This window comes from Micromonospora sp. IBHARD004 (assembly GCF_052814115.1).
On the sequence record NZ_CP199934.1, the window covers coordinates 2,747,769 to 2,772,161 of the forward strand.

Sequence of the window (24,393 nt, forward strand, 5' to 3'; positions counted from 1 at the left end):
CCGTCCGTTGTCCACCTGGCGACATGTCGCCGATGCGGCGGGCCGCAACTAGTGACCATCGATGATCTCCGTCGCAGACTCCGATCGGTCGATCTTTTGGGACCGGCCATCGGAGAAGAGGAGCGCATCGCATGCACTGGCCCCCACGCTGGCTCGCCGCCGGCGCGGTCGGCGCGATGGTGGTCGGACTCGCCGCACCGGCGTCCGCCGCCCCGCCCGCCCCGCCGGCCGGCCCGAGCCCGGCCGCCCCCGCCTCGGGCGGCGCGCCCGTCCGTATCACCCTGCTCACCGGCGACCAGGTCGACCTGGTCCAGGCCGCGCCCGGCCGGGTCGCCGCGACGGTCCACCCCGGCCCCGGCCGGGAGCGGATCACCTTCCACACCGTGGAGGCCGACGGCGGGATGCGGGTGCTGCCCGGCGACGTCGTGCCGTACGTCTCCGCCGGGGTGCTCGACGCCGACCTGTTCGACGTGGAGGAGCTGGTCGCCGAGGGCTACGGCGACGCCGCGCAGGGCGCGCTGCCGCTGATCGTGCGCTACCAGCAGCCGGCCGCCGGCCGGGTCCGGCCGCTCGCCGGCGCCACCGCCGCCCGGCCGCTGGAGAGCATCAACGGCGCGGCGCTGCGGGTCGGCAAGGGCGACCTCGGCGGCCTGTGGACAACGCTGCGCGGCACGGCGGCGGCCCGGACCACCGCCGGCGCGCCCCGGCTCGGCGCCGGCATCGCCCGCGTCTGGCTGGACGGGCGGGTCCACGCGGATCTGGAGCACAGCGTGCCGCAGATCGGCGCCCCGGCGGCCTGGGCGGCCGGCCGGGACGGCAACGGCGTCCGGGTCGCGGTCCTCGACACCGGCGTCGACGCCGGCCACCCCGACCTGGCCGGCCGGATCGCCGAGGCGCACGACTTCACCGGCAGCGGCAGCGCCCGGGACGGCCACGGCCACGGCACCCACGTGGCCTCCACCATCGCTGGCAGCGGCGCCGCCTCCAACGGGCTGCGCAAGGGCGTCGCCCCCGGCGCACAGCTGCTGATCGGCAAGGTGCTCGACGACCACGGCAGCGGTTACGGCTCGGACATCATCGCGGGCATGGAGTGGGCCGCCCACTCCGGCGCGAAGGTGGTCAGCATGAGCCTCGGCGGCCCGGCCACCGACGGCACCGACCCGATGAGCCAGGCGGTCAACGACCTCACCGCCGAGACCGGCACGCTCTTCGTGATCGCCGCCGGTAACTCAGGCGCGGCGGGTACCGTCGGCACGCCGGGCGCGGCCACCGCGGCGCTCACCGTGGGCGCGGTGGACCGCGACGACAACCTGGCCGACTTCTCCAGCCGCGGCCCCCGGATCGGCGACAACGGCCTGAAGCCGGAGATCACCGCGCCGGGCGTCGGCATCGTCGCCGCCCGCGCCGCCGGCACGACCATGGGTACGCCGGTGGACGACGCGTACACGCGGGCGTCCGGGACGTCGATGGCGACCCCGCACGTCGCTGGCGCGGTGGCGATCCTCGCCCAGGAACACCCGGACTGGACCGCCGGGAAGCTCAAGGACGCGCTGGTCAGCACGACGAAGGCGAACCCTGCGCTGACCGTCTTCGAGCAGGGCGCCGGCCGGGTCGACGTGGCCCGCGCGCTGAGCCAGCGGGTGTACGGCTCGGCCACCGCCGATTTCGGCCGGGTGAACACCGGCGGTGCGGTGGCGGAGCGGACCGTGACGTACACCAACAGCACGTCGTCCCCGCAGACCCTGCGGCTGGCCGTGGAGCTCCGCAACCTGGACAGCGGTGCCGCCGAGCCGGACGGGGTGTCGCTCGACGGCACGGAGGTGACCGTGCCGGCCGGCGGCGGCGTGAGCGTCCCGCTGCACGCCGACCCGGCGAAGCTGGACCGGGGAGTGCACGGAGGGTGGCTGGTGGCCACCGGCGCGGACGGTGTCGCGGTACGCACGGCCGTCGGGCTCACCCTCAGCGGCCCGCTGCACACGGTCACCCTGCGCGCCCTGGACATGGCCGGGCAGCCCGGCCTGGCGTCGGTGGTCACCCTCTTCGGCGAGCACCCCGAGTCGGACCACATCGGTTGGATCCCCGGCGAGGCGCAGGTGCAGGTCGAGGAGGGCCCGTACCTGCTCGAGGGGCTGATCGAGCACGGCGCCCCGTTGGACGAGCAGATCACCCTGGTCACCGACCCCGAGCTCATGGTGGACCGCGACCTCACCGTGGTGCTCGACCCGCGCAAGGGCACTCCGGTGCGGATCGAGACGCCGAAGCCGACCGAGCAGCGGGCGGTGATCAGCTTCTACGAGCACCGGGTCTTCGGCAACGGCCGGCAGGTCGACCACGGCGTGATGAACTTCAGCACCACCCAGCAGGTGAACGTCACGCCGACCCGGCCGGTGCGCCAGGGCGAGTTCGAGTTCGCCTCCCGCTGGCAGCTGGTCGCGCCCATAGTGGACGCCCAGGTCAGCAACGTGTCCGGTCCGCTGGACATCAACCTGCTGGGCCAGTCGCCGGCTCCGGCCGGCCGGCGGAAGCTGCCGCTGGTCTGGGCGGGCGACGGCACCGCCGCCGAGCTGGCCCGGGCCGGGGTCCGAGGTGCGGCCGCGCTGGTCGCCGGCAGCTACGACCGCGCCGAGGAGGACCAGATCGCGGACGCCACGGCGGCCGGCGCCGCGATGGTGCTCATCGTCCGCCCGTCGGACCGGAGCGCGTGGACGGTCTGGCGCCCGGACGGGGATCGGTTGCCGATCCCGTCGCTGGTGGTCGCGTACGACGACGGACAGCCGATGATCGCGGCGGCGAAGAGCGGCCGCGCCACCCTGGACGTGACGCTGACCGTGGACAGCCCCTACCTGTACGACGTGTGGCAGGTGTCGAAGGGGCGGGTCCCGGATCGGATCCTGCACCGGGTCACCGCGGACAACACCGCCGAGGTGACCGCCCGCTACGCCGACACCGGCGGGTCCGAGTGGGCCAGCGAGCAGCGGTTCGGGTGGCGTCCCTGGCAGGAGTACTCCTGGAACGACGACCAGCGGATGGTGCGTACCGGCACCACCCGGCAGGAGTTCGTGAGCGCCGGGGACTCCTGGTGGCAGCAGCGGGTGCTGCACCAACTCACCTGGTCCTGGGGGCCGCTGCTCGGCGGGCTCACCCAGCAGCCCCGGCGGTACGCCGCCGACGACCGGGTCACCGAGACCTGGCACGCTCCGGTGGTCCGCCCGGCCGTGCCGGCCGGCGGCGGGGCGCGGGTGCCCACGCGCACCGGCGACACGCTGGACCTGCGGGTAACCGAGTTCGTCGACGCCGACGGCCACTACGCCCCGGCTCGCAGCAGCGAGGAGCAGGACACGGTGCAGGCCCGGCTGAGCCGGGACGGGCAGCAGATCGCCGACCTTTCCGCCGGCTGGGCACTCGTGCCGACCACCCGGGGGGCGGCCCGCTACCGGCTGGACCTCACCACTGAGCGGTCTTCCGAGGAGTGGCGCTGCGCCACCCGCACCGAGACGGCGTGGCAGTTCACCTCGGCCCGGCCGGCCGGGGACGCCGCCCAGCCGCTTCCGCTGCTCCAGGTGGACTACCAGGTCCCGGCCGACCTGCGCGGCCAGGTCCCCGGCGGCCACCCGCACCAGCTGGGGCTGACGCTGCGCCAGCCGGCGGGCGTACCGGCGCCGACCGGCACCAGCGTCGGGGTCGAGGTGTCGTTCGACGGCGGGCAGAACTGGCAGGCGGTGCCGGTGAACGGCTCGGGCACCAGCTTCACCGCCATGGTGCCGGCCGGGCACGGCACGGTGTCGCTGCGGGTGCACGCCGGCGACCGGGCCGGCAACACCGTCGACCAGACCGTGATCGACGCGTACGGGCTGCGCTGAGCGGACCGGGCGGGGCGGCCCTGTGCCGCCCCGCCCGGCTCAGATCCAGCCGCGCCGGGCGGCCTGGAAGGCCAGCCCGGGCCGGGTGTCCACGCCGGCGACCGCCATCAGGTCGGCCAGCCGACGCTGCACGGTACGGCGGCTCACCCCGAGCTGGGAGGCGATGGACTTGTCCGGCACGCCGGCCACGAAGAGCGAGAGCAGCCGGGCCTCGTCGGCGTCCGGCCGGTAGCCGTCACCCGCCCGGTCGGCGGGCGGGGCGGACGAGCGCACCGGCGTCGCCATCAGCCAGTGGCTCTCGAAGAGGGCGAGCAGCGCGTCGAGCAGCTGGCTGCGGCCGATCACCGCGGCGGTCGGCTCGCCGCCGTCCCGGTCCGGCACCAACGGGCAGATCGCCGTCCGGCCGTCGACGATGGCCAGCCGCACCGGCAGCCGGTCCAGCACCCGGGCCTGCTCTCCGGCGCGGACGCCCCGCTCGAGGTCCTCCAGCGCGCCCGGTTCGAGGAGCATCTCGCGTTCGTAGATGGCCCGGTAGCGCACCCCGCGCGCCAGCGCGTCGAACTCCTCGACGTTCTCCTCGCCGGACATGGCCAGTGGGTTGGCCCGGCAGAACCAGAGCACCTCGACGCGGGCGCCGTCCTGCACGTCCCGCAGGCGTTCGCGGAGCACCCGCGCCCCGGTGATCACCTCCACCAGGTGGCCGGCGTCGTGCCGCCGCATCCCGGCGCGGTACTCCTCGGTCAGGTGGGTGACCGCCGCGCGGGCCGCCTCCAGCGCCGCCTGCCGGCGCAGCAGCGCCTCGCCGAGCGGCACGTCGGGTGCCAGCGGCCGCAGCGGCGCGTCGGGCTCCGGCCCGGTCGGCAGCACCAGCCCCTTGCCGCGCAGGGCGTCGAGCTGCGCGACGACCTCCGCGCGCGGCCGGCGCAGCCGCTCGACCAGCTCCTCGACCCGGGCCGTGGTGAGCTGGACGAGGGAGCGGTAGAGCTCCTCCTCGCCCGGGTTCAGACCGATCACGTCCAACACGGGGCAGAACTGTACGACGTCACCGGCCGTAGTCCACAGCACCCGCACCACGCCGGCTGGTCAACTGTCGCAGGGCGCGTCTACTGTCGGGTGCTGTGCTGGAAGAGCTGCGCATCACCGGACTGGGCGTCATCGAGGACACCACGCTGCCGTTGACCGGCGGGATGAACGTCATCACCGGCGAGACCGGTGCGGGCAAGACCATGGTGGTGACCGGCCTCGGCCTGCTCTTCGGCGGCCGGGCCGACGCCGGGCGGGTGCGGGCGCAACCGGGCCGGGCGGTGGTGGAGGGGCGGCTGCGCCTCGACGGCCGGGTGGCCGACACCGTGCACGCCCGGATCACCGACGCCGGCGGCGAGCCCGACGAGGACGGCTCCCTCCTGCTGAGCCGCACGGTCACCGTGGAGGGCCGGTCCCGGGCGCACCTGGGCGGCCGGAGCATGCCCGTGTCGATGCTCGGTGAGGTCGGCGAGCAGGTGGTGGCCGTGCACGGTCAGTCCGACCAGCTGCGGCTGCTCCGCCCGGCCGAGCAGCGGGCGGCGCTGGACCGGTTCGCCGGCCCGGCGCACGAGAAGCTGCTCGACGCGCTGCGCGAGGCGTACACCGGGTGGCGGGCGGTGGTCGACGACCTGGCCGACCGGCGGCGCAACGCCCGCGAGCGCAACCAGGAGGCGGACCTGCTCCGGCTCGGCCTGGACGAGATCACCCGGGTCGACCCGCAGCCCGGCGAGGACGACGAGCTGAAGGCGGAGGCGCAGCGGCTGGAGCACGCCGAGGGGCTGCGCACCGCGGCGCAGCTGGCCCACCAGTGCGTCGCCGGCGGCGTGGAGGCGACCGACGAGACCCCGGACGCGACCGCGCTGCTCGGCACCGCCCGGCGCACGCTGGAGGCGCAGTCCGGCACGGACCCGGCGCTCGGCGAGCTGGCGGCCCGCCTGGAGGAGGCGGCCACCCTGGTGACCGACGTCTCCGCCGAGCTGTCGGCGTACCTGGCGGCGCTGGACGCGGACCCGGCCCGGCTGCAGGTCATCTACGAGCGGCGGGCGGCGCTGCGCGCGCTGACCCGCAAGTACGCCGACGACGTCGACGGCGTGATCGCCTGGGGCGAGCGGGCCCGCACCCGACTGTCCGACCTGGACACCTCCGACGATCTCCTGGAGGAGTTGGACCGGGAGGCGTCCCGGCTGGCCGGCGAGGTGGCCGAGCTGGCCGGGCGGGTCTCCGCCTCCCGGCAGGAGGCGGCGGTCCGCTTCGCCGAGCAGGTCACCGTCGAGCTGGCCGGGCTGGCCATGCCGCACGCCCGGATCGAGGTGGCGGTGCTGCCCCGCCCGACCGGTCGGGCCGAGCCGAGCCTGCCGGTCAACGGCGTCGAGGCCGGCGTCGGCCCGGACGGCGCGGACGAGGTGGAGTTGCGCCTGCTGGCCCACCCGGGCGCGCCGTCGCTGCCCCTGCAGCGGGGGGCCTCCGGCGGTGAGCTGTCCCGGGTGATGCTCGCCATCGAGGTGGTCTTCGCCGGCTCCGGCGGCCCGCCCACCCTGGTCTTCGACGAGGTGGACGCGGGCGTCGGCGGGCAGGCGGCGGTGGAGATCGGCCGCCGGCTGGCCCGGCTGGCCCGCAGCCACCAGGTGCTGGTGGTCACCCACCTGCCGCAGGTGGCCGCGTTCGCCGACCGGCACCTGGTGGTGGCGAAGGACACCGGGGGAGCGGTGACCACCAGCGGGGTCCGAGTGGTGGAGGACACAGAGCGGGCCCGCGAGCTGGCCCGGATGCTCGCGGGTTTGCCGGATTCCGATCTGGGTATCGCGCATGCCGAGGAACTCCTCGCCGTGGCGGCCAAGGAAAGACGACCGTGACGCCGGGTTTGTGAGCGCAAGCACACCGGCGTGCGCTCCGGTGTGCTTCCCTGGGTAGGCGGCCCTGCTCAGGCATGTCGCGACAGCAAAACCTGCCTCACATGCCAGGATGGTCACGATGCGTCTACCCACGTTGCGCCGGACCCGGAACGCGGAACCGGGCTCAGTCCTCGGCACCGCGCGCCTCGACCGCCGTACGAAACGGCTGGTGGGCCGGCTCCGACCCGGCGACATCGCGGTCATCGACCACGTCGACCTGGACCGGGTGGCGGCCGACTCGCTGGTCGCCGTCGGCGTCGCCGCGGTGCTCAACGCCAAGCCCTCGGTCTCCGGGCGCTACCCCAACCTGGGGCCGGAGGTGCTGGTCGCCGCCGGCATCCCGCTCCTGGACGACCTGGGCGAGAGCGTCTTCGAGCAGATCCGCGAGGGCGACACCGTCCGGATCGAGGGCAACACGGTCTTCGTCGGCGAGGAGCCGGTCGCGCACGGCGCCCTGCAGGACGCCGAGACGGTGGCCAAGGCGATGGCCGACGCCCGGGAGGGGCTGTCGGTCCAGTTGGAGGCGTTCGCCGCCAACACCATGGACTACCTCAAGCAGGAGCGGGACCTGCTGCTCGACGGGGTCGGCGTACCGGACATCCAGACCCAGATCCAGGGCCGGCACTGCCTGATCGTGGTCCGCGGCTACGACTACAAGGCCGACCTGGACGTGCTGCGCCCGTACATCCGGGAGTTCAAGCCGGTGCTCATCGGCGTGGACGGCGGCGCGGACGCCCTGGTCGAGGCGGGCTACACCCCCGACATGATCGTCGGTGACATGGACTCGGTCACCGACGACGTGCTGCGCTGCGGCGCCGAGGTGATCGTGCACGCCTACCCGGACGGCCGCGCCCCCGGCCTGCCCCGGGTCACCGGCCTCGGGGTGCCGGCGATCACCTTCCCGGCCGCCGCCACCAGCGAGGACCTGGCCATGCTGCTGGCCGACGAGAAGGGCGCCTCGCTGCTGGTCGCGGTCGGCACGCACGCCACGCTGGTGGAGTTCCTCGACAAGGGCCGGGGCGGCATGGCCTCGACCTTCCTGACCCGGCTGAAGGTCGGCGGCAAGCTGGTCGACGCCAAGGGCGTGAGCCGGCTCTACCGGCAGAGCATCTCCGGTTCCTCGCTGCTGCTGCTGGTCCTCTCGGCGGTCGCCGCGATGGCCTCCGCGGTGGCGGTCTCCACCGTCGGGAAGGCGTATTTGGGCGTGGTCTCCGAATGGTGGGACAATTTCGTGTTCCAGCTCGGCCAGCTCTTCTAGCTCCCCGACGATCAAGAGGCTGCAAGCGTGATCAACTTCCGCTACCACGTGGTGTCCCTCACCGCGGTCTTCCTGGCGTTGGCGATCGGCCTGGTGGTCGGCACCGCCGCCCTCAACGGGCCGGTCGCCGACTCGCTCAAGGAGAACGTCAACGCCCTGCGCAAGGACAACCAGCAGATGCGCCAGTCGGTCAACAGCCTCCAGAAGGAGCTGGACATGGAGGAGGACTTCGCCGCCGAGATGGCGCAGGTCGTCCTCCCCGGCAAGCTCAGCGGGCGACGCGTGCTGGTGCTCGACCTGCCCAGCGGCCGCGAGCACACCGACGGCGTGGTGAAGATGCTCGAACTCGCCGGCGCGAACGTCACCGGCCGGGTCGACCTGCAGGACAAGTTCATCAACCCGGACAGCAACAACAACCTGCTGGAGCTGGCCGTCACCGCCGCCCGCCCGAACAGCGCCCCCACCGCAGGGCTGCCGGGCAACGGGCACGGCGTGGAGACCTCCAGCGCCCTGCTGGCCAGCGTCCTGCTCGACCGCCCCCAGGGCGCCCCACCGGTCTCCGACGCGGACCGCCGGGCCGTGCTGGCGGCGTACTCGAACGCCGGCTACCTGAGCACGGAGAACAAGGTCACCGGGGCGGCCGAGGCGGTGGTCCTGGTCGGCGGCCAGCCGTACGTGGACAAGGACTCGGCGAAGAAGGACGAGTCGGTGGTGAAGGTCGCCGAGCAGTTCGACCGGACCGGCGCGATCGTGGTTGGCGGCAACGGCTCGGCCGGCGGCAACGTGGTCGCCGTCGTACGCGGCGACCCGGTGCTCTCCCAGACCATCTCCACCGTCGACAACGCCAACACCGTCCAGGGTCAGCTGGTCACCTCGCTCGCGCTGGTGCAGCAGCTCACCGAGAAGAAGGCCGGCCAGTACGGTGTCGGCGACAACGCCGCCGCGCTGCTGCCTAAACTGCCCCAGTGAGCGGCCGACCGCTGTCCGGTCTGCACCGCATCGCGTACGGCATCCGGATCGGAGGGGTCGCGTGACCAGGTGGGGTCGGCTGCTGGCCGCCGGAGCGGGGGCGGTCGCCGCCCGGTACGTGCTGCGGGAGGTGCGTACCGCCCCGGTAGGGCCGGCGCTGGAACGGACCAACTTCCGCGGCCGGACGGTCACCCTCGCGGCCGGGCCGGCGCTCGCGGTCGGCGCCGCCACGGCCGGGGCGCTCGGCGCCGGCAACGCCCCGTCCGGAGCGGCCGCGCTGGTCGCCGGGCTCGGCGCGGGCGCGATCGGGCTCTACGACGACGTGGTCGGCGCACGCCCCGAGCAGAAGGCCGCCAAGGGCTTCGGCGGGCACCTCGCCGCCCTGCGGGAGGGGCGGGTCACCGCCGGTCTGCTCAAGATCGTCGGGGTGGGCGCCGCCGGCCTCGGCGCGGCCGCGCTGCTCGCCTGCGACCCCCGGGTCGCCGCCCATCCCCGCCGGCAGCGCCACGGCACCCTCGGCCGCGGCGTCGACGTGCTGCTCGGCGCCGGCGTGGTCGCCGGCACCGCCAACCTGCTCAACCTGCTCGACCTGCGTCCCGGCCGGGCGCTGAAGTCCGGCATGCTGCTCGGCGCGCCGTTGTCCGGCGGCGCGCACGGCGGCATCGCCGTCGGCGCGGTCGGCGCCGCCGCCGGGCTGATCCGCGACGACCTGGACGAGCGGGTGATGCTCGGCGACAGCGGCGCCAACGCCCTCGGCGCGCTGCTCGGCGTCAGCATGGCCGCCCGCAGCGGGCCGCTCGGCCGGGCCGGCATCCTCGCCGTGCTCGCCGCGCTCACCGCCGCGAGCGAGAAGGTCAGCTTCACCCAGGTGATCCAGCGGACCCCGGGGCTGCGAGAGCTCGACGCGCTGGGCCGGCTCGACGACTGACGTGAAGAACCCGGCACCCCTCGCCGCCGCCGGCCGGGTGGCCGGAGCGGCCGCCCTCATCGCCGTGCTCACCGTGGTCAGCCGGCTCGCCGGCTTCGGTCGTACCGCCGTCTTCACCTGGTCCCTCGCCCCCACCGACCTCGGCGGCGCGTACGTCGTGGCGAACAACCTGCCGAACTTCATCTTCGAGATCGTCGCCGGCGGGGCGCTGGCCAGCCTGGTCGTACCGCTGCTCGCCGGCGCGGTGGAGGCCGGCGACCGGCGGGGCGTGGCCGCCACCACCGGCGCCCTGCTGACCTGGACGCTCAGCCTGCTGGTGCCGCTCGCGGTGCTGGTGGCGCTGCTCGCCGACCCGCTGATCGGGCTGCTCGGCCCCGGCCTCAGCCTGGAGCAGCGGCAGGCCGGCGCGCGGATGCTGCTGGTCTTCGCGCCGCAGCTGCCCCTCTACGGCGTCGGCATCGTGCTCACCGGAGTGCTCCAGGCGCACCGGCGGTTCGCCTGGCCGGTGCTCGCGCCCCTGCTGTCCAGCATCACCGTCATCGCGGTCTACCTGGGCTTCACCGCCGCCGAGGGGCGGCTGGCGACCGTCGGCGAGGTCGGCCGCGGCGGCGAGCTGCTGCTCTCCGGCGGCACCACCCTCGGCGTGGTGGTGCTCTCGCTGTCGCTGCTGATCCCGCTGCGCCGGCTGGGGCTGCGGCTGAAGCCGGGCTACGGCTTCCCCGCCGACGCCCGCGCCCGGGTCGGTGCGCTGGCGATCGCCGGGGTGGTCACCGTCGCCGCCCAGCAGCTCGCCCTGATGGTCAGCCTCAACCAGGTCACCTACGGTGCGAAGTCGAACCCCGGCGTCTACAACATCGCGCAGACGATCTACTTCCTGCCCTGGGCGGTGCTGGCCGTGCCGCTGGCCGTCGCCGCGTACCCCACCCTCGCGGCCGCCCGCGCGGCCGGTGACGAGCGGACCTACCGGGAGACCCTCGCCCCGGCGGTCCGCGGGGTGGTCCTGTTCAGCCTGCTGGGCGCCGCCGCGCTGGTCGGCACGGCGGTGCCGGTGGGGCACTTCTTCTTCGACCCGCCGGTCGCCGGTGCGGCGGCGGCCGCCATCGCCGGGTTCGCGCCCGGCCTGCTCGGCTACGGCCTCTTCGCCGTGCTCACCCGGGCCCTCTACGCCCGCGGCGAGACCCGGGCGGCGACGGTCGCCACCGCGGTGGGCTGGCTGACCGTGCCGGCCCTGGCGGTGCTCCTCGCGCGGGTGCTGCCCCTCGCCGACCGGGTCCTGGCCGTCACCCTGGCCACCTCGGGCGGCATGCTGGTCCTCGGTGGCCTGCTGATCGCCGCGGTGCTCCGCTCGGCCGGCCGCGACGCGCTGGCCGGGGTGGGCCGGGCCGGGGCCGCCGGTCTGCTCGCCGGCGGGGTCGCCGGGCTCGGCGGGGTCGCCACCTCCCGCTGGCTCGCCGGGCTGGGCGACGGGACCCCGACGACATCGGAGGCGCTCGTTCAGGGCATGCTGTCCGGGGTCGTGGTCGGCGCCCTGTTCCTCGCCGTCGCCTGGCTGACGGACGAACGGGACGTGCGGCCGCTGCTCACCGCCGTGCTGCGCCGCCTGGACCGGAGACGCCCGCCCACCGCGGCCAGCGGCCAGGAGGACCAGACGCCCCCGGAACGGGGTGACGGGAAGGAGACGGTGTCCCGGTGAGCGCGAGGAGTGAGCCGGGTCTGCGAGCCCCGCAGTCGCGAACGGAAGGCAGGCACCGGTGAGCGCGAGGAGTGAGCCGGGTCTGCGAGCCCCGCAGTCGCGAACGGAAGGCAGGCAATGACCGACGCCACGTCGGCGCAGCGGTGGCCCGGCTCGGTGGCCCTGGTGCTCGCCTCCAGCACGGGCGGGGTGGGACAGCACGTCCGCTCGATCGCCCGCGGCCTGACCGCCGCCGGTGCCACCGTGCTGGTCTGCGGCCCGGCCGCCACCCAGGACCAGTTCGACTTCACCGGCGTCGGCGCCCGCTTCACGCCGGTGGAGATCCCCGCCAGCCCCACGCCCGCCGACGCGCGGGCCGTCGCCGCCCTGCGCCGGGCGCTGGCCGACACCCCCGTCCAGGTCGTGCACGCGCACGGGCTGCGGGCCGGCCTGGTCGCCGTCCTCGCCCGCCCGGCCGCCCCGCTGGTGGTCACCTGGCACAACGCGGTGCTCGCCGGCGGGCTGCGCGGCCGGCTCTCCCGGCTGGCCGAGGGGATCGTCGCGCGCTCCGCCCGGGTGGCGCTGGGCGCCTCCGCCGACCTGGTGGAGCGGGCCGCAGCACAGGGCGCGGCCGACGCCCGGCTGGCCCCGGTCGCCGCGCCCGCAATGCCCGCGCCGCGCCGCCGTCGTGCCGCCGTCCGCGCCGAGTTCGGCGTCGCCCCCGACCGTCCGCTGATCCTCTCGGTGGGCCGGCTGCACCCCCAGAAGCGGTACGACGTGCTGGTCGACGCAGCCGCCCGGTGGCGTACCCGGACCCCGGCGCCGGCCGTGGTCATCGCCGGCAGCGGCCCCGCGTACCTCCAGCTCGCCGCCCGGATCTCGACCGCCCGAGCGCCGGTGACGCTGCTCGGGCACCGCACCGACGTGGCCGACCTGCTCGCCGGCGCCGACCTGGCGGTGGTGACCAGCGACTGGGAGGCCCGCCAGCTCTTCGCCCAGGAGGCGCTGCGGGCCGGCGTACCCCTGGTGGCGACCGCCGTGGGCGGCCTGCCGGAGCTGGTCGGCGACGCCGCGGTGCTGGTCCCGGCCGGCGACGTCGACGCGGTCGACGCGGCGGTGCGGGAGCTGCTGGACGACGACGCCCGCCGGACGGAACTGGCGCGCCGCGGCGCCGCCCGGGCGGCGACCTGGCCGACCGAGGCGGACACCGTCGCCAGCCTGACCGACCTCTACGCCGAGCTGGCGCCGGCCGGGGCCGATCCGTCGACGGGACGCCGCTGATGCTGCGCAGACTGACCCCGGTCCTGCTGACCCTGGTCGTGGTGGCGCTCGGCATCACCGCGCTGGCCGCCCGGCCGGACACCGGCCCGCCCGGGCGCCGCGCCGACTTCGTGGTGCTGGCCGGGGTGGCCGGGCTGCGCTGGGACGACGTGGATCCGCAGACCACCCCGACGCTGTGGCGGATGGCCGAGCAGGGGTCGATCGGCTCCCTGTCGGTACGCTCCGCGCACCGGCCCACCTGCCCGGTCGACGGCTGGCTCACCCTCGGCGCGGGCAACTTCGCCGCCTGGAACGGCAGCCGCCAGCAGGGTGGCTGCCCGCCGACCGGGGTGACCGTGGAGCAGCCGGACGGCATCGGCGCGAACCTCCCGGACCAGGAGGGCGTCGTCCGGTACAACCAGGACCGGCTCTCCTGGGGTACGACGCCGGGTGCGTTGTCGGAGTCCGTCCGCTGCTCGGTGGCGGTCGGGCCCGGGGCGGCGGTGGCTGCCGCCCGCCCGTTCGGCCGGGTCGACCGCTACACGCCGGTCCTCCCCCCCGACCCGGCCAAGTTGCTGGGCTCCTGCGTGCTGAGCATCGTCGACCTGGGCAGCGTCGACGGCGAGGACCGGGCGTCCCGGGCGGCGCAGGCCCGCCAGGCGGACGCCCAGCTGGCCCGGGTGCTCGCCGCCCGCCCGCCCCGCTCGCTGGTGGTCGTCGCCGGCGTCTCCGACACCGAACAGCCGTCCCGGCTGCACGTCGCCGTCGCCGACGGCCCGGGCTGGGAGAAGGGCTGGCTCACCTCTCCGAGCACCGCCCGGGAGGGCTACCTCCAGCTCGTGGACCTGGCGCCGACCGCCCTGGCGGCGCTCGGCCGGCCCATGCCGGAACGGCTCTTCCTCGGCAGTCCCGCCGTGTCGGTCGGCGGCCGACCGGCGGACCTGCGGGCCGCCATCGACCAACCGGCCGACGCCGACCGCGAGGCCGCCGCCCAGCGCCGGGTGGCCGGGTGGTTCTTCGCCATGCTCGCCGTCGCCCAGGTGGCGCTCGCGGTCGCGGTGCTGCCGCTGCTGCGCCGGGCCCGCCGGCACGCCGGCCCGCACGGACCCGAGCCCGTCTCCCGGCGGGTGGTCGCCGCGGTGGAGCTGCTGCTGGTCGCCGCCGCCCTGGCGGTGCCGGCCGCCCTGCTCGCCGACGCGGCACCGTGGTGGCGGGGCCAGCACGCCGGCTGGTGGTTCGCCGTGGTGACCGCCCTGCTGATCGTGGGCGGTACGGCCGCGGTGCGGTTCACCCCCGGCCACGACCGCACCCTCGGCCCGCTCGGCGCGGTCGCCGGCCTGGCCACCCTGGTGGTCGGGGTGGACGTGCTCACCGGGTCGCGGCTGCAGCTCAACGGCGTGGTCGGCTACTCGGCGCTCGAAGGCGGCCGGTACGCCGGGCTCGGCACCGTCGGCCTGGGCGTCTTCATCGCCGGTTCGCTGCTCAGCGCGGGCTGGCTGGCCCAGCGGGTCCGCCGCGCCTGGCGGCCGATGGTGATGGTGGCCGTCGGCGGCGGCGCCGTGGTCGTCGTCGGCAGCCCCTACCTGGGGGCGGACTCGATCGGTGCGATCGCGCTGACCGCCGGGGTGAGCGTCGCCGCGGCGATCAGCAGCGGCGGCTGGCTGACCGTGAGCCGGCTCGCCTGGGCCACCATGGCGGGGCTGGCGTTGACCATCGGCTTCGCCGTGGTGGACCTGCGCCGCCCGGCGACGGAGCGGGGCAGCCTCGGCCGCTTCCTGGCCGCGCTCGGCGACGGCACCGGCGGTCTCACCGTGCACCGCTCCAGCACCGCGAACGTGGAGACCCTGGTCAACAGCCCGCTCACCGTCCTGGCACTGGCCGGCGCGGCCCTGGTCTGGTTGGCGCTGCTGCAACCCTGGGGCGGCCTGATGCGGCTGTTCGGCATCTACCCGGCGATCCGGGCGGCGATGGCGGGCACCGCCGTGGCCGCCGGCATTGGCGGGGTGCTCGCCGGCTCGGCGCTGGACGTGGCCGGGGCGGCGGGCGCGCTGGTGGTGCCGATGGCCGCGCTGGCCGCGCTGCGGGTGCTGGACCACTCCACCGACCGTACGCAGCCCGGCGCCGGGCGACCCGGCGACGAGGGGCCCGGTGGCGCGGCGGGTGGCCCCACCGACGGCGGGGACCGTCCCGGCGGAGGCCGCGCGTCGGGGGAGGGGCGGGCCGTCGAGCCCGGAGTCTCCAGCCGTCCGGCCGAGCCGACGGATCAACCCGACGACGCGGCCGGGACCGGTCGCCCCGCCGGGCCGGGCCGGGGCGCCGACCCCACGGAGGGCGCCGGGCCGACGCCGGACGCGGGGGACACCGTGGGACACGGCGGCACCATCCCGGCCGGACCGGCCGGACCGGCCGGACCGGTGCGGGTGCCCGCCCAGCCCGGTCCGGCATCGACCGGGGTCGGCACCGGCTGACCCGGACGGGGCGCGACGTGCGCCGACGGCGGGTGCGACGCCTGCCCGGGCCGGGAGAGGTGTTACCGTGGAATCCCGTGGATCGCGTGATCACTTGGCTGATCGGCACGGCGGTTCGCACGACCGCTACGGACGACACGGGAGCAGGCGTTGGCCCCTTCAGCACGGACGACCAGGCACATTTTCGTCACCGGGGGCGTCGCCTCCTCGCTGGGTAAGGGCCTCACCGCCTCCAGCCTCGGCAATCTGCTGACCGCGCGCGGGCTGCGTGTGGTGATGCAGAAGCTCGACCCGTACCTCAACGTCGACCCGGGGACGATGAACCCGTTCCAGCACGGTGAGGTCTTCGTCACCGAGGACGGCGCCGAAACCGACCTCGACGTCGGGCACTACGAGCGGTTCCTCGACCGGGCGCTCTCCGGCAAGGCGAACGTCACCACCGGGCAGATCTACTCGGACGTGATCGCCAAGGAGCGGCGCGGCGAGTACCTGGGCGACACGGTCCAGGTCATCCCGCACATCACCAACGAGATCAAGTCGCGGATCCTCGGCATGGCCGACCCGGACGCCGAGGGCCAGATCCCGGACGTGGTGATCACCGAGGTCGGTGGCACCGTCGGCGACATCGAGTCGCTGCCGTTCCTCGAGGCGATCCGCCAGGTCCGCCACGACCTGGGCCGGGACAACTGCTTCTACCTGCACGTCTCGCTGGTGCCGTACCTGGCGCCGTCGGGCGAGCTGAAGACCAAGCCGACCCAGCACTCGGTGGCCCAGTTGCGCAGCATCGGCATCCAGCCGGACGCCATCGTGCTGCGCTGCGACCGGGAGATCCCGGAGAAGCTCAAGGAGAAGTTGTCGCTCTACTGCGACGTGGACCGGGAGGCGGTCGTCGCCGCCCCGGACGCGCCGAGCATCTACGACATCCCGAAGGTGCTGCACCGGGAGGGCCTCGACGCGTACGTGGTGCGCCGGCTCGGCCTCTCCTTCCGGGACGTGGACTGGACCAGCTGGGACGACCTGCTGGACCGGGTGCACCAGCCGCACCACACGGTCACCGTCGCGGTGGTGGGCAAGTACGTCGACCTGCCCGACGCGTACCTGTCGGTCAGCGAGGCGATCCGGGCCGCCGGCTTCGGCCACCGGGCCCGGGTGCAGCTGCGCTGGGTGCCCAGCGACGACTGCGTCACCCCGGCCGGCGCCGCGGCCGCCCTGGCCGGCGTCGACGGCATCGTCATCCCCGGCGGCTTCGGCGTCCGGGGCATCGAGGGCAAGATCGGCACCGCCCGGTACGCCCGGGAGAACGGCGTCCCGCTGCTCGGCCTCTGCCTCGGCCTGCAGTGCATGACCATCGAGGTGGCCCGCCACCTCGCCGGCCTCGACGGGGCGAACTCGCTGGAGTTCGACGAGGAGGCGAAGCACCCGGTCATCGCCACCATGGCCGATCAGGAGGACATCGTCGCGGGCAAGGGCGACCTGGGCGGCACCATGCGGCTCGGGGCGTACCCGGCGACGCTGGCCGAGGGGTCGCTGGTCGCCGAGGCGTACGGCAGCACCGAGATCAGCGAGCGGCACCGCCACCGCTACGAGGTGAACAACGCCTACCGGGACCAGCTCACCAAGGTCGGCCTGCACTTCTCCGGCACCTCGCCGGACGGCCGGCTGGTCGAGTTCATCGAGCTGGACCGCGACCTGCACCCCTTCTTCGTGGCCACCCAGGCGCACCCGGAGCTGAAGAGCCGGCCGACCCGGCCGCACCCGCTCTTCGCCGGCTTCGTCAAGGCGGCCATCGCCTACTCCGAGGCCGACCAGCTCCCGGTCGACCTCGACGCGGCGCCGGCGGAGACCCCGGCGGCGAAGAAGACCAGCCGCAACGGCACCGCCGCCGCGGCGAGGGCGGCGTCGGCGTCGTGAGCGCCGTCGAGCACCGCTACGAGGTGACCGGCCACCGGGAGATCTGGTCCGGCCGGATCTTCTCGCTGGTCAGCGACGACGTCACCATGCCCGGCGGCGGCACCGCGGCCCGCGACTACGTCAAGCACGTCGGCGCGGTGGCCGTGGTGGCGCTCGACGACTCCGGCCAGGTGGTGCTGATCCGCCAGTACCGGCACCCGGCCGGCCGGCACCTGTGGGAGTTGCCGGCCGGGCTGATGGACGTCAGCGGCGAGGATCTGGCCGCGGCGGCGGCCCGGGAGTTGGCCGAGGAGGCCGATCTGACCGCCGGCGCCATCGACGTCCTGATCGACCTGCACAGCTCGCCGGGTTTCTCGGACGAGGTGGTCCGGGTCTTCCTGGCTCGTGACCTGGCCGACGTGCCGGCGGAGCAGCGGCACGACCGCCGCGACGAGGAGGCCGACCTCCAGGTCGTCCGGGTCGACCTCGACGAGGCGGTCCGGATGGTGCTGGCCGGGGAGATCACCAACGCCTCCTGCGTGGCCGGGCTGCTCGCCGCCGCCCGCGCCCGCGAGACGGGTTTTTCCGAGCTGCGCCGGCCGAACGCGCCACTGCCCCGCTGACCCGGGGGTACGACACCGAAGGGGCCGCGCGATCGGATCGCGCGGCCCCTTCGGTGTCGCCGCTCAGTCGCGCAGCGGACGGCCCTGGCCGTCGACACCGCCGTTGACGGAAACGCCCTGGGGGTACCCGGGCTGGTAAGGAGGAGTGGTCATGAGCGGACACCTCAGTGATCGCCGGCGATCCTGTCCGCACCGCCGCGCCCCTGGTGGGACGATGAGCGCGAACACTGTCCTGACGGCTGAGGTGGTCTCCACCGCCGGCCCGGTCGACGCCTGACACTTCGTCAGGACGATCGCGCACCGGATGTCACTGTGCTGGCTTCCGGGGCGGGCCGGCCGGCCTAGACTGCCGCCGGCGGGACCGGTGGACCGCGCCGGCAAAGGGGCCGTCGCGGCGCCGAGCAGTCGGGGGTGGGCAGCCCCGAAGAGAGGTGTCTGCATCGTGAAGGTCGGAATCCCACGCGAGGTCAAGAACCACGAGTACCGCGTGGCGATCACGCCCGCGGGCGTCAACGAGTTCACCCGCCACGGTCACGAGGTCTTCGTCGAGTCCGGCGCCGGGGTCGGCTCCAGCATCAGCGACGACGAGTTCGCCGCCGCTGGCGCCAAGATCCTCGCCACCGCCGACGAGGTGTGGGACGCCGCCGAGCTGGTGCTCAAGGTCAAGGAGCCGGTCGCCGAGGAGTACCACCGGATGCGCGAGGGGCAGGTGCTCTTCACCTACCTGCACCTGGCCGCCTCCAAGGAGTGCACCGACGCGCTGATCGACCGCAAGGTCACCGGCATCGCGTACGAGACGGTCGAGCTGCCCGACCGCTCGCTGCCGCTGCTCGCCCCGATGTCCGAGGTGGCCGGCCGGCTCGCCCCGCAGGTGGGCGCCTTCTACATGATGCGCACCGGCGGCGGGCGCGGCGTGCTGCCGGGCGGCGTCTCCGGCGTGTACGCGGCCAAGACCGTGGTCATCGGCGCCGGCGTCTCCGGCATGAACGCCGCCGCCATCGCGCTGGGCCTGCAGTCCGAGGTGCTGCTGCTGGACAAGAACGTCGCCCGGCTGCGCCAGGCCGACGCGATCTACCGGGGCCACCTGCAGACGGTCGCCTCCAACGCGTACGAGATCGAGCGGGCCGTGCTCGACGCGGACCTGGTCATCGGCGCGGTGCTGGTGCCGGGCGCGAAGGCGCCGAAGCTCATCTCCAACGAACTGGTCTCCCGGATGAAGCCGGGCAGCGTGCTCGTCGACATCGCCATCGACCAGGGCGGCTGCTTCGAGGACTCGCGGCCCACCACGCACGCCGACCCGGTCTACAAGGTGCACGAGTCGATCTTCTACTGCGTGGCGAACATGCCCGGCGCGGTGCCGAACACCAGCACCCACGCGCTGACCAACGTCACCCTGCCGTACGCCCTGGAGCTGGCCAACCACGGCTGGCGCGAGGCGCTGCGCCGCGACGGGGCCCTCGCCCTGGGCCTGAACACCCACGACGGCCAGGTCGTCTACGGTCCGGTCGCCGAGTCGCACGGCATGGCCACCCTGCCGCTGGCGGACGTGCTGGCCTGAGGGGCGACGGGCTGACCGGAACACCGGCCGGGGCCGGCGCGGGCGTGGAGCCCGCGCCGGCCCTGCGCCGTGCCGTCCGCGGCTACCTCGACCACCTCACCGTCGAGCGCGGACTCTCCGCGAACACGCTCTCGTCGTACCGCCGGGACCTGGACCGCTACCTCGCCACCCTCGCTGCGGCCGGGGTGACAGACCTGGCCGCCGTCGACGCGGCCCAGGTCGAGGCCCACCTGGCCCGGCTGCGCGCCGGCGACGACGACCACCCGCCGCTGGCGGTGTCGTCGGCGGCGCGGGCGGCCAGCGCGGTGCGCGGCCTGCACCGCTTCGCGCTGCGGGAGGGGATGGCCGGCGCCGACCCCAGCCGCGACGTCCGCCCGCCGACACCGCCGCGCCGGCTGCCCCGGGCGCTGCCGGTCGAGGACGTGGTCCGGCTGCTGGAGACCGCCGGCGCGGTGACCGCCACCGGCGACCAGGCGCCCCTCGCGCTGCGCGACCGGGCGCTGCTGGAGTTCCTGTACGGCACCGGGGCGCGCATCTCCGAGGCCGTCGGCCTGGCCGTGGACGACCTGGACACCGACGACGGCGCGGTGCTGCTGCGCGGCAAGGGCGGCCGGACCCGCCTCGTCCCGATCGGCGGGTACGCGGTCGAGGCGCTGCGCGCCTGGCTGGTCCGGGGTCGCCCGCCGCTGGTCGCCGCCGGCCGGGGCACCCCGGCGGTCTTCGTCAACGCCCGCGGCGGCGCCCTCTCCCGGCAGGGCGCCTGGACCATCCTGCGCCGCGCCGCCGAGCGGGCCGGCCTGCCGGTGCACGGGCCCGGCGCGGTCTCCCCGCACACCCTGCGCCACTCGTACGCCACCCACCTGCTCGACGGGGGCGCCGACGTGCGGGTGGTGCAGGAGCTGCTCGGCCACGCCTCGGTGACCACCACCCAGGTGTACACGTTGGTCACCGTGGAGCGGCTGCGCGAGGTGTACGCCACCGCGCACCCGCGCGCCCGCGGGTGAGCCGGCCCCGACCGTCCTGACCGTCCGGTGCGTCCGACACGCCGACCGGGTATCGAACGCGCTGCTGGTGCGTGGCGTACAGTCGGCATCGGCGCGGACCTCCTGGGGCGACGAACCGGGGTGCGCAGCGGCGCCGCGAAGGACGTCGGACGGCTCCGACGCCGGGTGGTCGTCGGGAGGGGGCAACGAGGACATGGCTGGCAACGGTGACCGTGCCGACGCCTGGACGTCGGAGCTCCGCGAGCAGCAGGCGTCGCTCGGCGCGGACCTGGGTCCGGCCGACCCGGCTGCGTACACGATGCGCAAGCCGATCCCGGAGCCCATGCCGACCGACCGGCACGGCCCGGCGCGGATCATCGCGATGGCCAACCAGAAGGGCGGCGTCGGGAAGACCACCACGACCATCAACCTGGGCGCCGCGCTCGCCGAGTACGGCCGCAAGGTGCTGCTGGTCGACTTCGACCCGCAGGGTGCCCTCTCGGTCGGGCTGGGGGTCAACCCGCACAACCTCGACCTGTCGGTCTACAACCTGCTCATGCAGGACGACGTCACCGCCGAGGACGTCCTGATCAAGACCGATGTGGCGGGCCTGCACCTGCTGCCCGCCAACATCGACCTCTCCGCCGCCGAGATCCAGCTGGTCAACGAGGTCGCCCGCGAGATGGCGCTGGCGCGCGTGCTGCGCACCGTCCGCAAGGAGTACGACTTCATCCTGATCGACTGCCAGCCCTCGCTGGGCCTGCTGGCGATCAACGCGCTGACCGTCGCGCACGGCGTGCTCATCCCGCTGGAATGCGAGTTCTTCAGCCTGCGGGGCGTGGCGCTGCTGCTGGACACCATCGACAAGGTCCGTGAGCGGCTCAACTTCGACCTGGAGCTCGAGGGCATCCTCGCCACCATGTACGACAGCCGCACGACGCACTGCCGTCAGGTGCTCCAGCGGGTGGTGGAGGCCTTCGGCGACAAGGTCTACCAGACGGTGATCACGAAGACCGTCAAGTTCCCCGAGTCGACCGTCGCCGGCGCCCCGATCACCACGCTCGACCCGGCCTCCTCCGGTGCGCGCAACTACCGGCAGCTGGCCCGTGAGGTGATCGCCGCCCAAGCGGACCGGTAGTCCGGGGTGCACCAGGTCACCGGGCCGTCCTGCCCGTCGACTACGGTCGTCGGGTGACCGCTCCGCCCCTCGACCCACCCGCCGCGCCGCCCGGCGCCGCCGACCCGGCGGTCGCCGCCGAGCTGGCCGCGGAGGTCGACGGCGTCGTACCCGCCGGCACCGCCGAGGAGTCCGGCGGCTTCACCGTCCGGCTGGACAACTTCACCGGCCCGTTCGACCTGCTGCTCCAGCTCATCGGCAAGCACAAGCTCGACGTCACCGAGGTGGCCCTGCACAAGGTCACCGACGAGTTCATCGCCTACATCCGGGCGATGGGCGACCAGTGGGACCTGGACGAGGCCAGCGAGTTCCTGCTCATCGCGGCCACCCTGCTCGACCTCAAGGCCGCCCGGCTGCTGCCCGCCGCCGAGGTGGAGGACGAGGAGGACCTCGCCCTGCTGGAGGCGCGGGACCTGCTCTTCGCCCGGCTGCTGCAGTACAAGGCGTACAAGGAGGCCGCGGCGCACATCGCCGAGCTGGAGGCGGTCGGCGGCCGGCGCTACCCGCGGGCGGTCACCCTGGAGCCCCGGTACGCCGAGGCGCTGCCCGACCTGGTGCTCGGCATCGGCCCCGAGCGGCTGCTCAAGCTCGCCATCCGGGCGATGACCCCGAAGCCGGTGCCCGAGGTCTCCATCGCCCACGTGCACATGGTCCGGGTCAGCGTCCGCGAGCACGCCGCCGTCCTCACCGAGCGGCTGCGCCGCGCCGGTACGGCCACCTTCTCGCTGCTCTGCGCCGACTGCGAGATCACGCTGGAGGTGGTGGCCCGCTTCCTCGCCCTGCTGGAGCTCTACCGGGAGGGCCTGGTCGCCTTCGTCCAGGAGCAGGCCCTGGAGGAGCTGACCGTCCGCTGGACCGGCCCCAGCGAGGGCGACACCGAGCTGCACATCGACGAGTACGCGGGCTCCCCGGAGCCGCCGGGGGCCGCCCCGCCGCCCGGCGACGGCGATGCGGGCGGGTCCGTGCGGGCCGTGTCCGGCGACGGAGGGGTGCCCGCGCCGCGGCCGGGGGAGCCGGGCGACGAGACGGGAACGACGGAGGAGGGACCGCGATGAGCGACGAGGAGCACCGGGACACCCTGGCCGACCAGGCCGCCGCCTGGGTCCCCCCGTGGGAACGCCCCACCCCGTCCCGCCCCGCCCCGGCGCCGGACTCGCGCGAGGACGAGCCGTCCCCGCAGCGGCCCGAATCCGCCGGCACGCCGCAAGAGCCGGCCGCTCCCGCGCCGGCCGCGAGCGCTGACCAGGTTCCGTCGGCGGTCGGCGGTGGCCCGACCGGTCCGGCCGGCGGCGCCGCCGCTTCGTTGGGAGCGCCGGCGGAGCAGGTCGACTCGGCCGGAAAGCCGGCGGAGCAGGTCGACTCGGCCGGAAAACCGGCGGAGCAGGTCGACTCGGCGGAGCAGGGCGCGGCCGCGGGCGTACCGAAGAAGCAGCCGGCGGGGCGGCGGCGGGCGACGCCCGCGCCGGAGCCGGCGCCCGAGCTGGACGACGCCGAGCTGCGCGGCGCGCTGGAGGCGATCCTGCTGGTGGTGGACGAGCCGGTCAGCGAGCTCACCCTCGCCGAGGTGCTGGAGCAGCCGGCCGAGCGGATCGGCCCGATGCTGGACGAGATCGCCGCCGGCTACACCGCGGCCGGGCACGGTTTCGAGCTGCGCCGGGCGGCGGGTGGCTGGCGTCTCTACACCCGCCCGGAATACGCGACCTACGTCGAACGGTTTGTGCTGGACGGGCAGTCGGTACGACTGACCCAGGCCGCGCTGGAGACACTGGCCGTGATCGCCTACAAGCAGCCGGTCACCCGGTCGCGGATCTCCGCCATCCGCGGTGTGAACTGCGACGGGGTGATCCGTACGCTGGTCTCCCGCGGCCTGGTCGAGGAGTGCGGCACCGAACCCGACAGCGGGGCGTTCCTGTACCGGACGACCACGATGTTCCTGGAGAAGCTCGGGCTGAACTCGGTGCACGACCTGCCCCCGCTCGCCCCGTTCCTCCCCGACGACGTAGAAGAGCTTGCCGATGCGACGCGATGACCGTGCCCCGAAACCCGACGCCCCCGTGTACGAGGGGACCGAGCGCCTGCAGAAGGTGCTCGCCGCCGCCGGCGTGGGCTCCCGACGCGCCTGCGAGGACCTGATCTTCCGGCGGCGGGTGACCGTGAACGGCCGGGTTGCCAAGCTCGGCGACAAGGTCGACCCCGCCACCGCCGTGATCCACGTCGACGGCGAGCGGCTTCAGGCTGACAACCGCCTGGTCTACCTGGCGATGAACAAGCCGCGCGGGGTGGTTACCACCATGGCGGACGAGAAGGGACGCACCGAGCTCGCCGACTTCATCGGCATCCGGGTGGAGCAGCGGGTCTACCACGTCGGGCGGCTCGACGCGGACAGCGAAGGCCTGCTGCTGCTCACCAACGACGGCACCCTCGCCCACCGGCTGATGCACCCGTCGTACGAGGTGCTGAAGACCTACCTCGCCGAGGTGGCCGGGCCGATCCCGCGCAACCTGGGCAGGCGGCTGGTGGCCGGCGTGGAGCTGGAGGACGGGCCGGTCAAGGTCGACTCGTTCAAGGTGGTGGACACCCTGGGCAAGACCGCCCAGGTGGAGCTGAGCCTGCACGAGGGACGCAAGCACATCGTCCGGCGCCTGATGGCCGAGGTCGGGCACCCGGTGGCCCGGCTGGTGCGTACCTCGATCGGGCCGATCCGGCTGGGTGACCTGCGCACCGGGCGGCTCCGGCGGTTGACCAACGCCGAGGTCGCCGCCCTGTTCAAGGCCGTCGGCGACTGACCGGAGCCGTTCCGGGTACCGCTGCGGGTAGGCTTCCTCGCGGCCG

Annotated in this window: 17 protein-coding genes; 16 read left to right on the forward strand and 1 reads right to left on the reverse strand. The window is 74.8% G+C overall.

The genetic code is table 11. The features are described 5' to 3' along the window. Positions 1–131: 131 nt before the first annotated feature. Complete coding sequence (locus ACTWO6_RS13375; protein WP_446219934.1) at positions 132–3,860, forward strand: S8 family serine peptidase; 3,729 nt, start codon at positions 132–134, stop codon at positions 3,858–3,860. 39 nt (positions 3,861–3,899) lie between these two features. On the opposite strand, the gene ACTWO6_RS13380 is transcribed toward ACTWO6_RS13375, so the two are convergent. Then, complete coding sequence (locus ACTWO6_RS13380; protein ID WP_446219935.1) at positions 3,900–4,883, reverse strand: helix-turn-helix domain-containing protein; 984 nt, start codon at positions 4,881–4,883, stop codon at positions 3,900–3,902. A gap of 95 nt (positions 4,884–4,978) precedes the next feature. Here ACTWO6_RS13380 and recN point away from each other — a divergent pair, with 95 nt between their 5' ends. From recN to ACTWO6_RS13455, 15 genes are all read left to right on the forward strand, one after another. Continuing rightward, positions 4,979–6,736: a DNA repair protein RecN gene (gene recN / locus ACTWO6_RS13385; RefSeq protein WP_446219936.1), complete on the forward strand. Its 1,758-nt coding sequence runs from the start codon at positions 4,979–4,981 to the stop codon at positions 6,734–6,736. A 118-nt stretch (positions 6,737–6,854) separates the two neighbouring features. Beyond that, positions 6,855–8,033 (forward strand): putative cytokinetic ring protein SteA, encoded by a 1,179-nt coding sequence (gene steA, locus ACTWO6_RS13390; RefSeq protein ID WP_446219937.1) that lies wholly within the window; start codon positions 6,855–6,857, stop codon positions 8,031–8,033. Positions 8,034–8,060: 27 nt separating this feature from the next. After that, positions 8,061–9,002, forward strand: a complete 942-nt coding sequence (locus ACTWO6_RS13395; protein WP_446219938.1) for a copper transporter — start codon at positions 8,061–8,063, stop codon at positions 9,000–9,002. A gap of 61 nt (positions 9,003–9,063) precedes the next feature. Further along, positions 9,064–9,930, forward strand: a complete 867-nt coding sequence (locus tag ACTWO6_RS13400) for a hypothetical protein (RefSeq protein WP_446219939.1) — start codon at positions 9,064–9,066, stop codon at positions 9,928–9,930. A gap of 1 nt (position 9,931) precedes the next feature. After that, the gene (murJ, locus tag ACTWO6_RS13405; RefSeq protein WP_446219940.1) at positions 9,932–11,623 is read left to right on the forward strand and encodes a murein biosynthesis integral membrane protein MurJ; all 1,692 of its coding nucleotides are present in this window, start codon (positions 9,932–9,934) and stop codon (positions 11,621–11,623) included. A gap of 117 nt (positions 11,624–11,740) precedes the next feature. After that, on the forward strand, positions 11,741–12,883 hold the full coding sequence (locus ACTWO6_RS13410; RefSeq protein WP_446219941.1) for a glycosyltransferase family 4 protein: 1,143 nt from the start codon (positions 11,741–11,743) through the stop codon (positions 12,881–12,883). Further along, entirely contained in the window at positions 12,883–15,330 is a 2,448-nt protein-coding gene (locus ACTWO6_RS13415) for a hypothetical protein (protein ID WP_446219942.1), read from the forward strand. Before ACTWO6_RS13410 ends, ACTWO6_RS13415 begins: the two co-directional genes overlap by 1 nt. Positions 15,331–15,480: 150 nt before the next feature. Beyond that, the gene (locus tag ACTWO6_RS13420; protein WP_446219943.1) at positions 15,481–17,241 is read left to right on the forward strand and encodes a CTP synthase; all 1,761 of its coding nucleotides are present in this window, start codon (positions 15,481–15,483) and stop codon (positions 17,239–17,241) included. Further along, complete coding sequence (locus tag ACTWO6_RS13425) at positions 17,238–17,843, forward strand: NUDIX domain-containing protein (RefSeq protein ID WP_446219944.1); 606 nt, start codon at positions 17,238–17,240, stop codon at positions 17,841–17,843. Before ACTWO6_RS13420 ends, ACTWO6_RS13425 begins: the two co-directional genes overlap by 4 nt. A 442-nt stretch (positions 17,844–18,285) precedes the next feature. Further along, positions 18,286–19,401, forward strand: coding sequence for an alanine dehydrogenase (gene ald / locus ACTWO6_RS13430; protein ID WP_446219945.1), 1,116 nt, complete (start codon positions 18,286–18,288; stop codon positions 19,399–19,401). An 11-nt stretch (positions 19,402–19,412) separates the two neighbouring features. Continuing rightward, complete coding sequence (locus ACTWO6_RS13435) at positions 19,413–20,405, forward strand: site-specific tyrosine recombinase XerD (RefSeq protein ID WP_446220651.1); 993 nt, start codon at positions 19,413–19,415, stop codon at positions 20,403–20,405. Between the two features lie 193 nt (positions 20,406–20,598). After that, positions 20,599–21,522, forward strand: coding sequence for a ParA family protein (locus tag ACTWO6_RS13440; protein WP_089015019.1), 924 nt, complete (start codon positions 20,599–20,601; stop codon positions 21,520–21,522). A gap of 53 nt (positions 21,523–21,575) precedes the next feature. Continuing rightward, complete coding sequence (locus ACTWO6_RS13445; RefSeq protein WP_446219946.1) at positions 21,576–22,616, forward strand: segregation and condensation protein A; 1,041 nt, start codon at positions 21,576–21,578, stop codon at positions 22,614–22,616. Next, entirely contained in the window at positions 22,613–23,590 is a 978-nt protein-coding gene (gene scpB / locus ACTWO6_RS13450) for an SMC-Scp complex subunit ScpB (RefSeq protein ID WP_446219947.1), read from the forward strand. Before ACTWO6_RS13445 ends, scpB begins: the two co-directional genes overlap by 4 nt. Then, positions 23,577–24,347, forward strand: a complete 771-nt coding sequence (locus ACTWO6_RS13455; RefSeq protein ID WP_446219948.1) for a pseudouridine synthase — start codon at positions 23,577–23,579, stop codon at positions 24,345–24,347. The genes scpB and ACTWO6_RS13455 overlap by 14 nt, the downstream gene beginning before the upstream one ends. Positions 24,348–24,393: the final 46 nt, after the last annotated feature.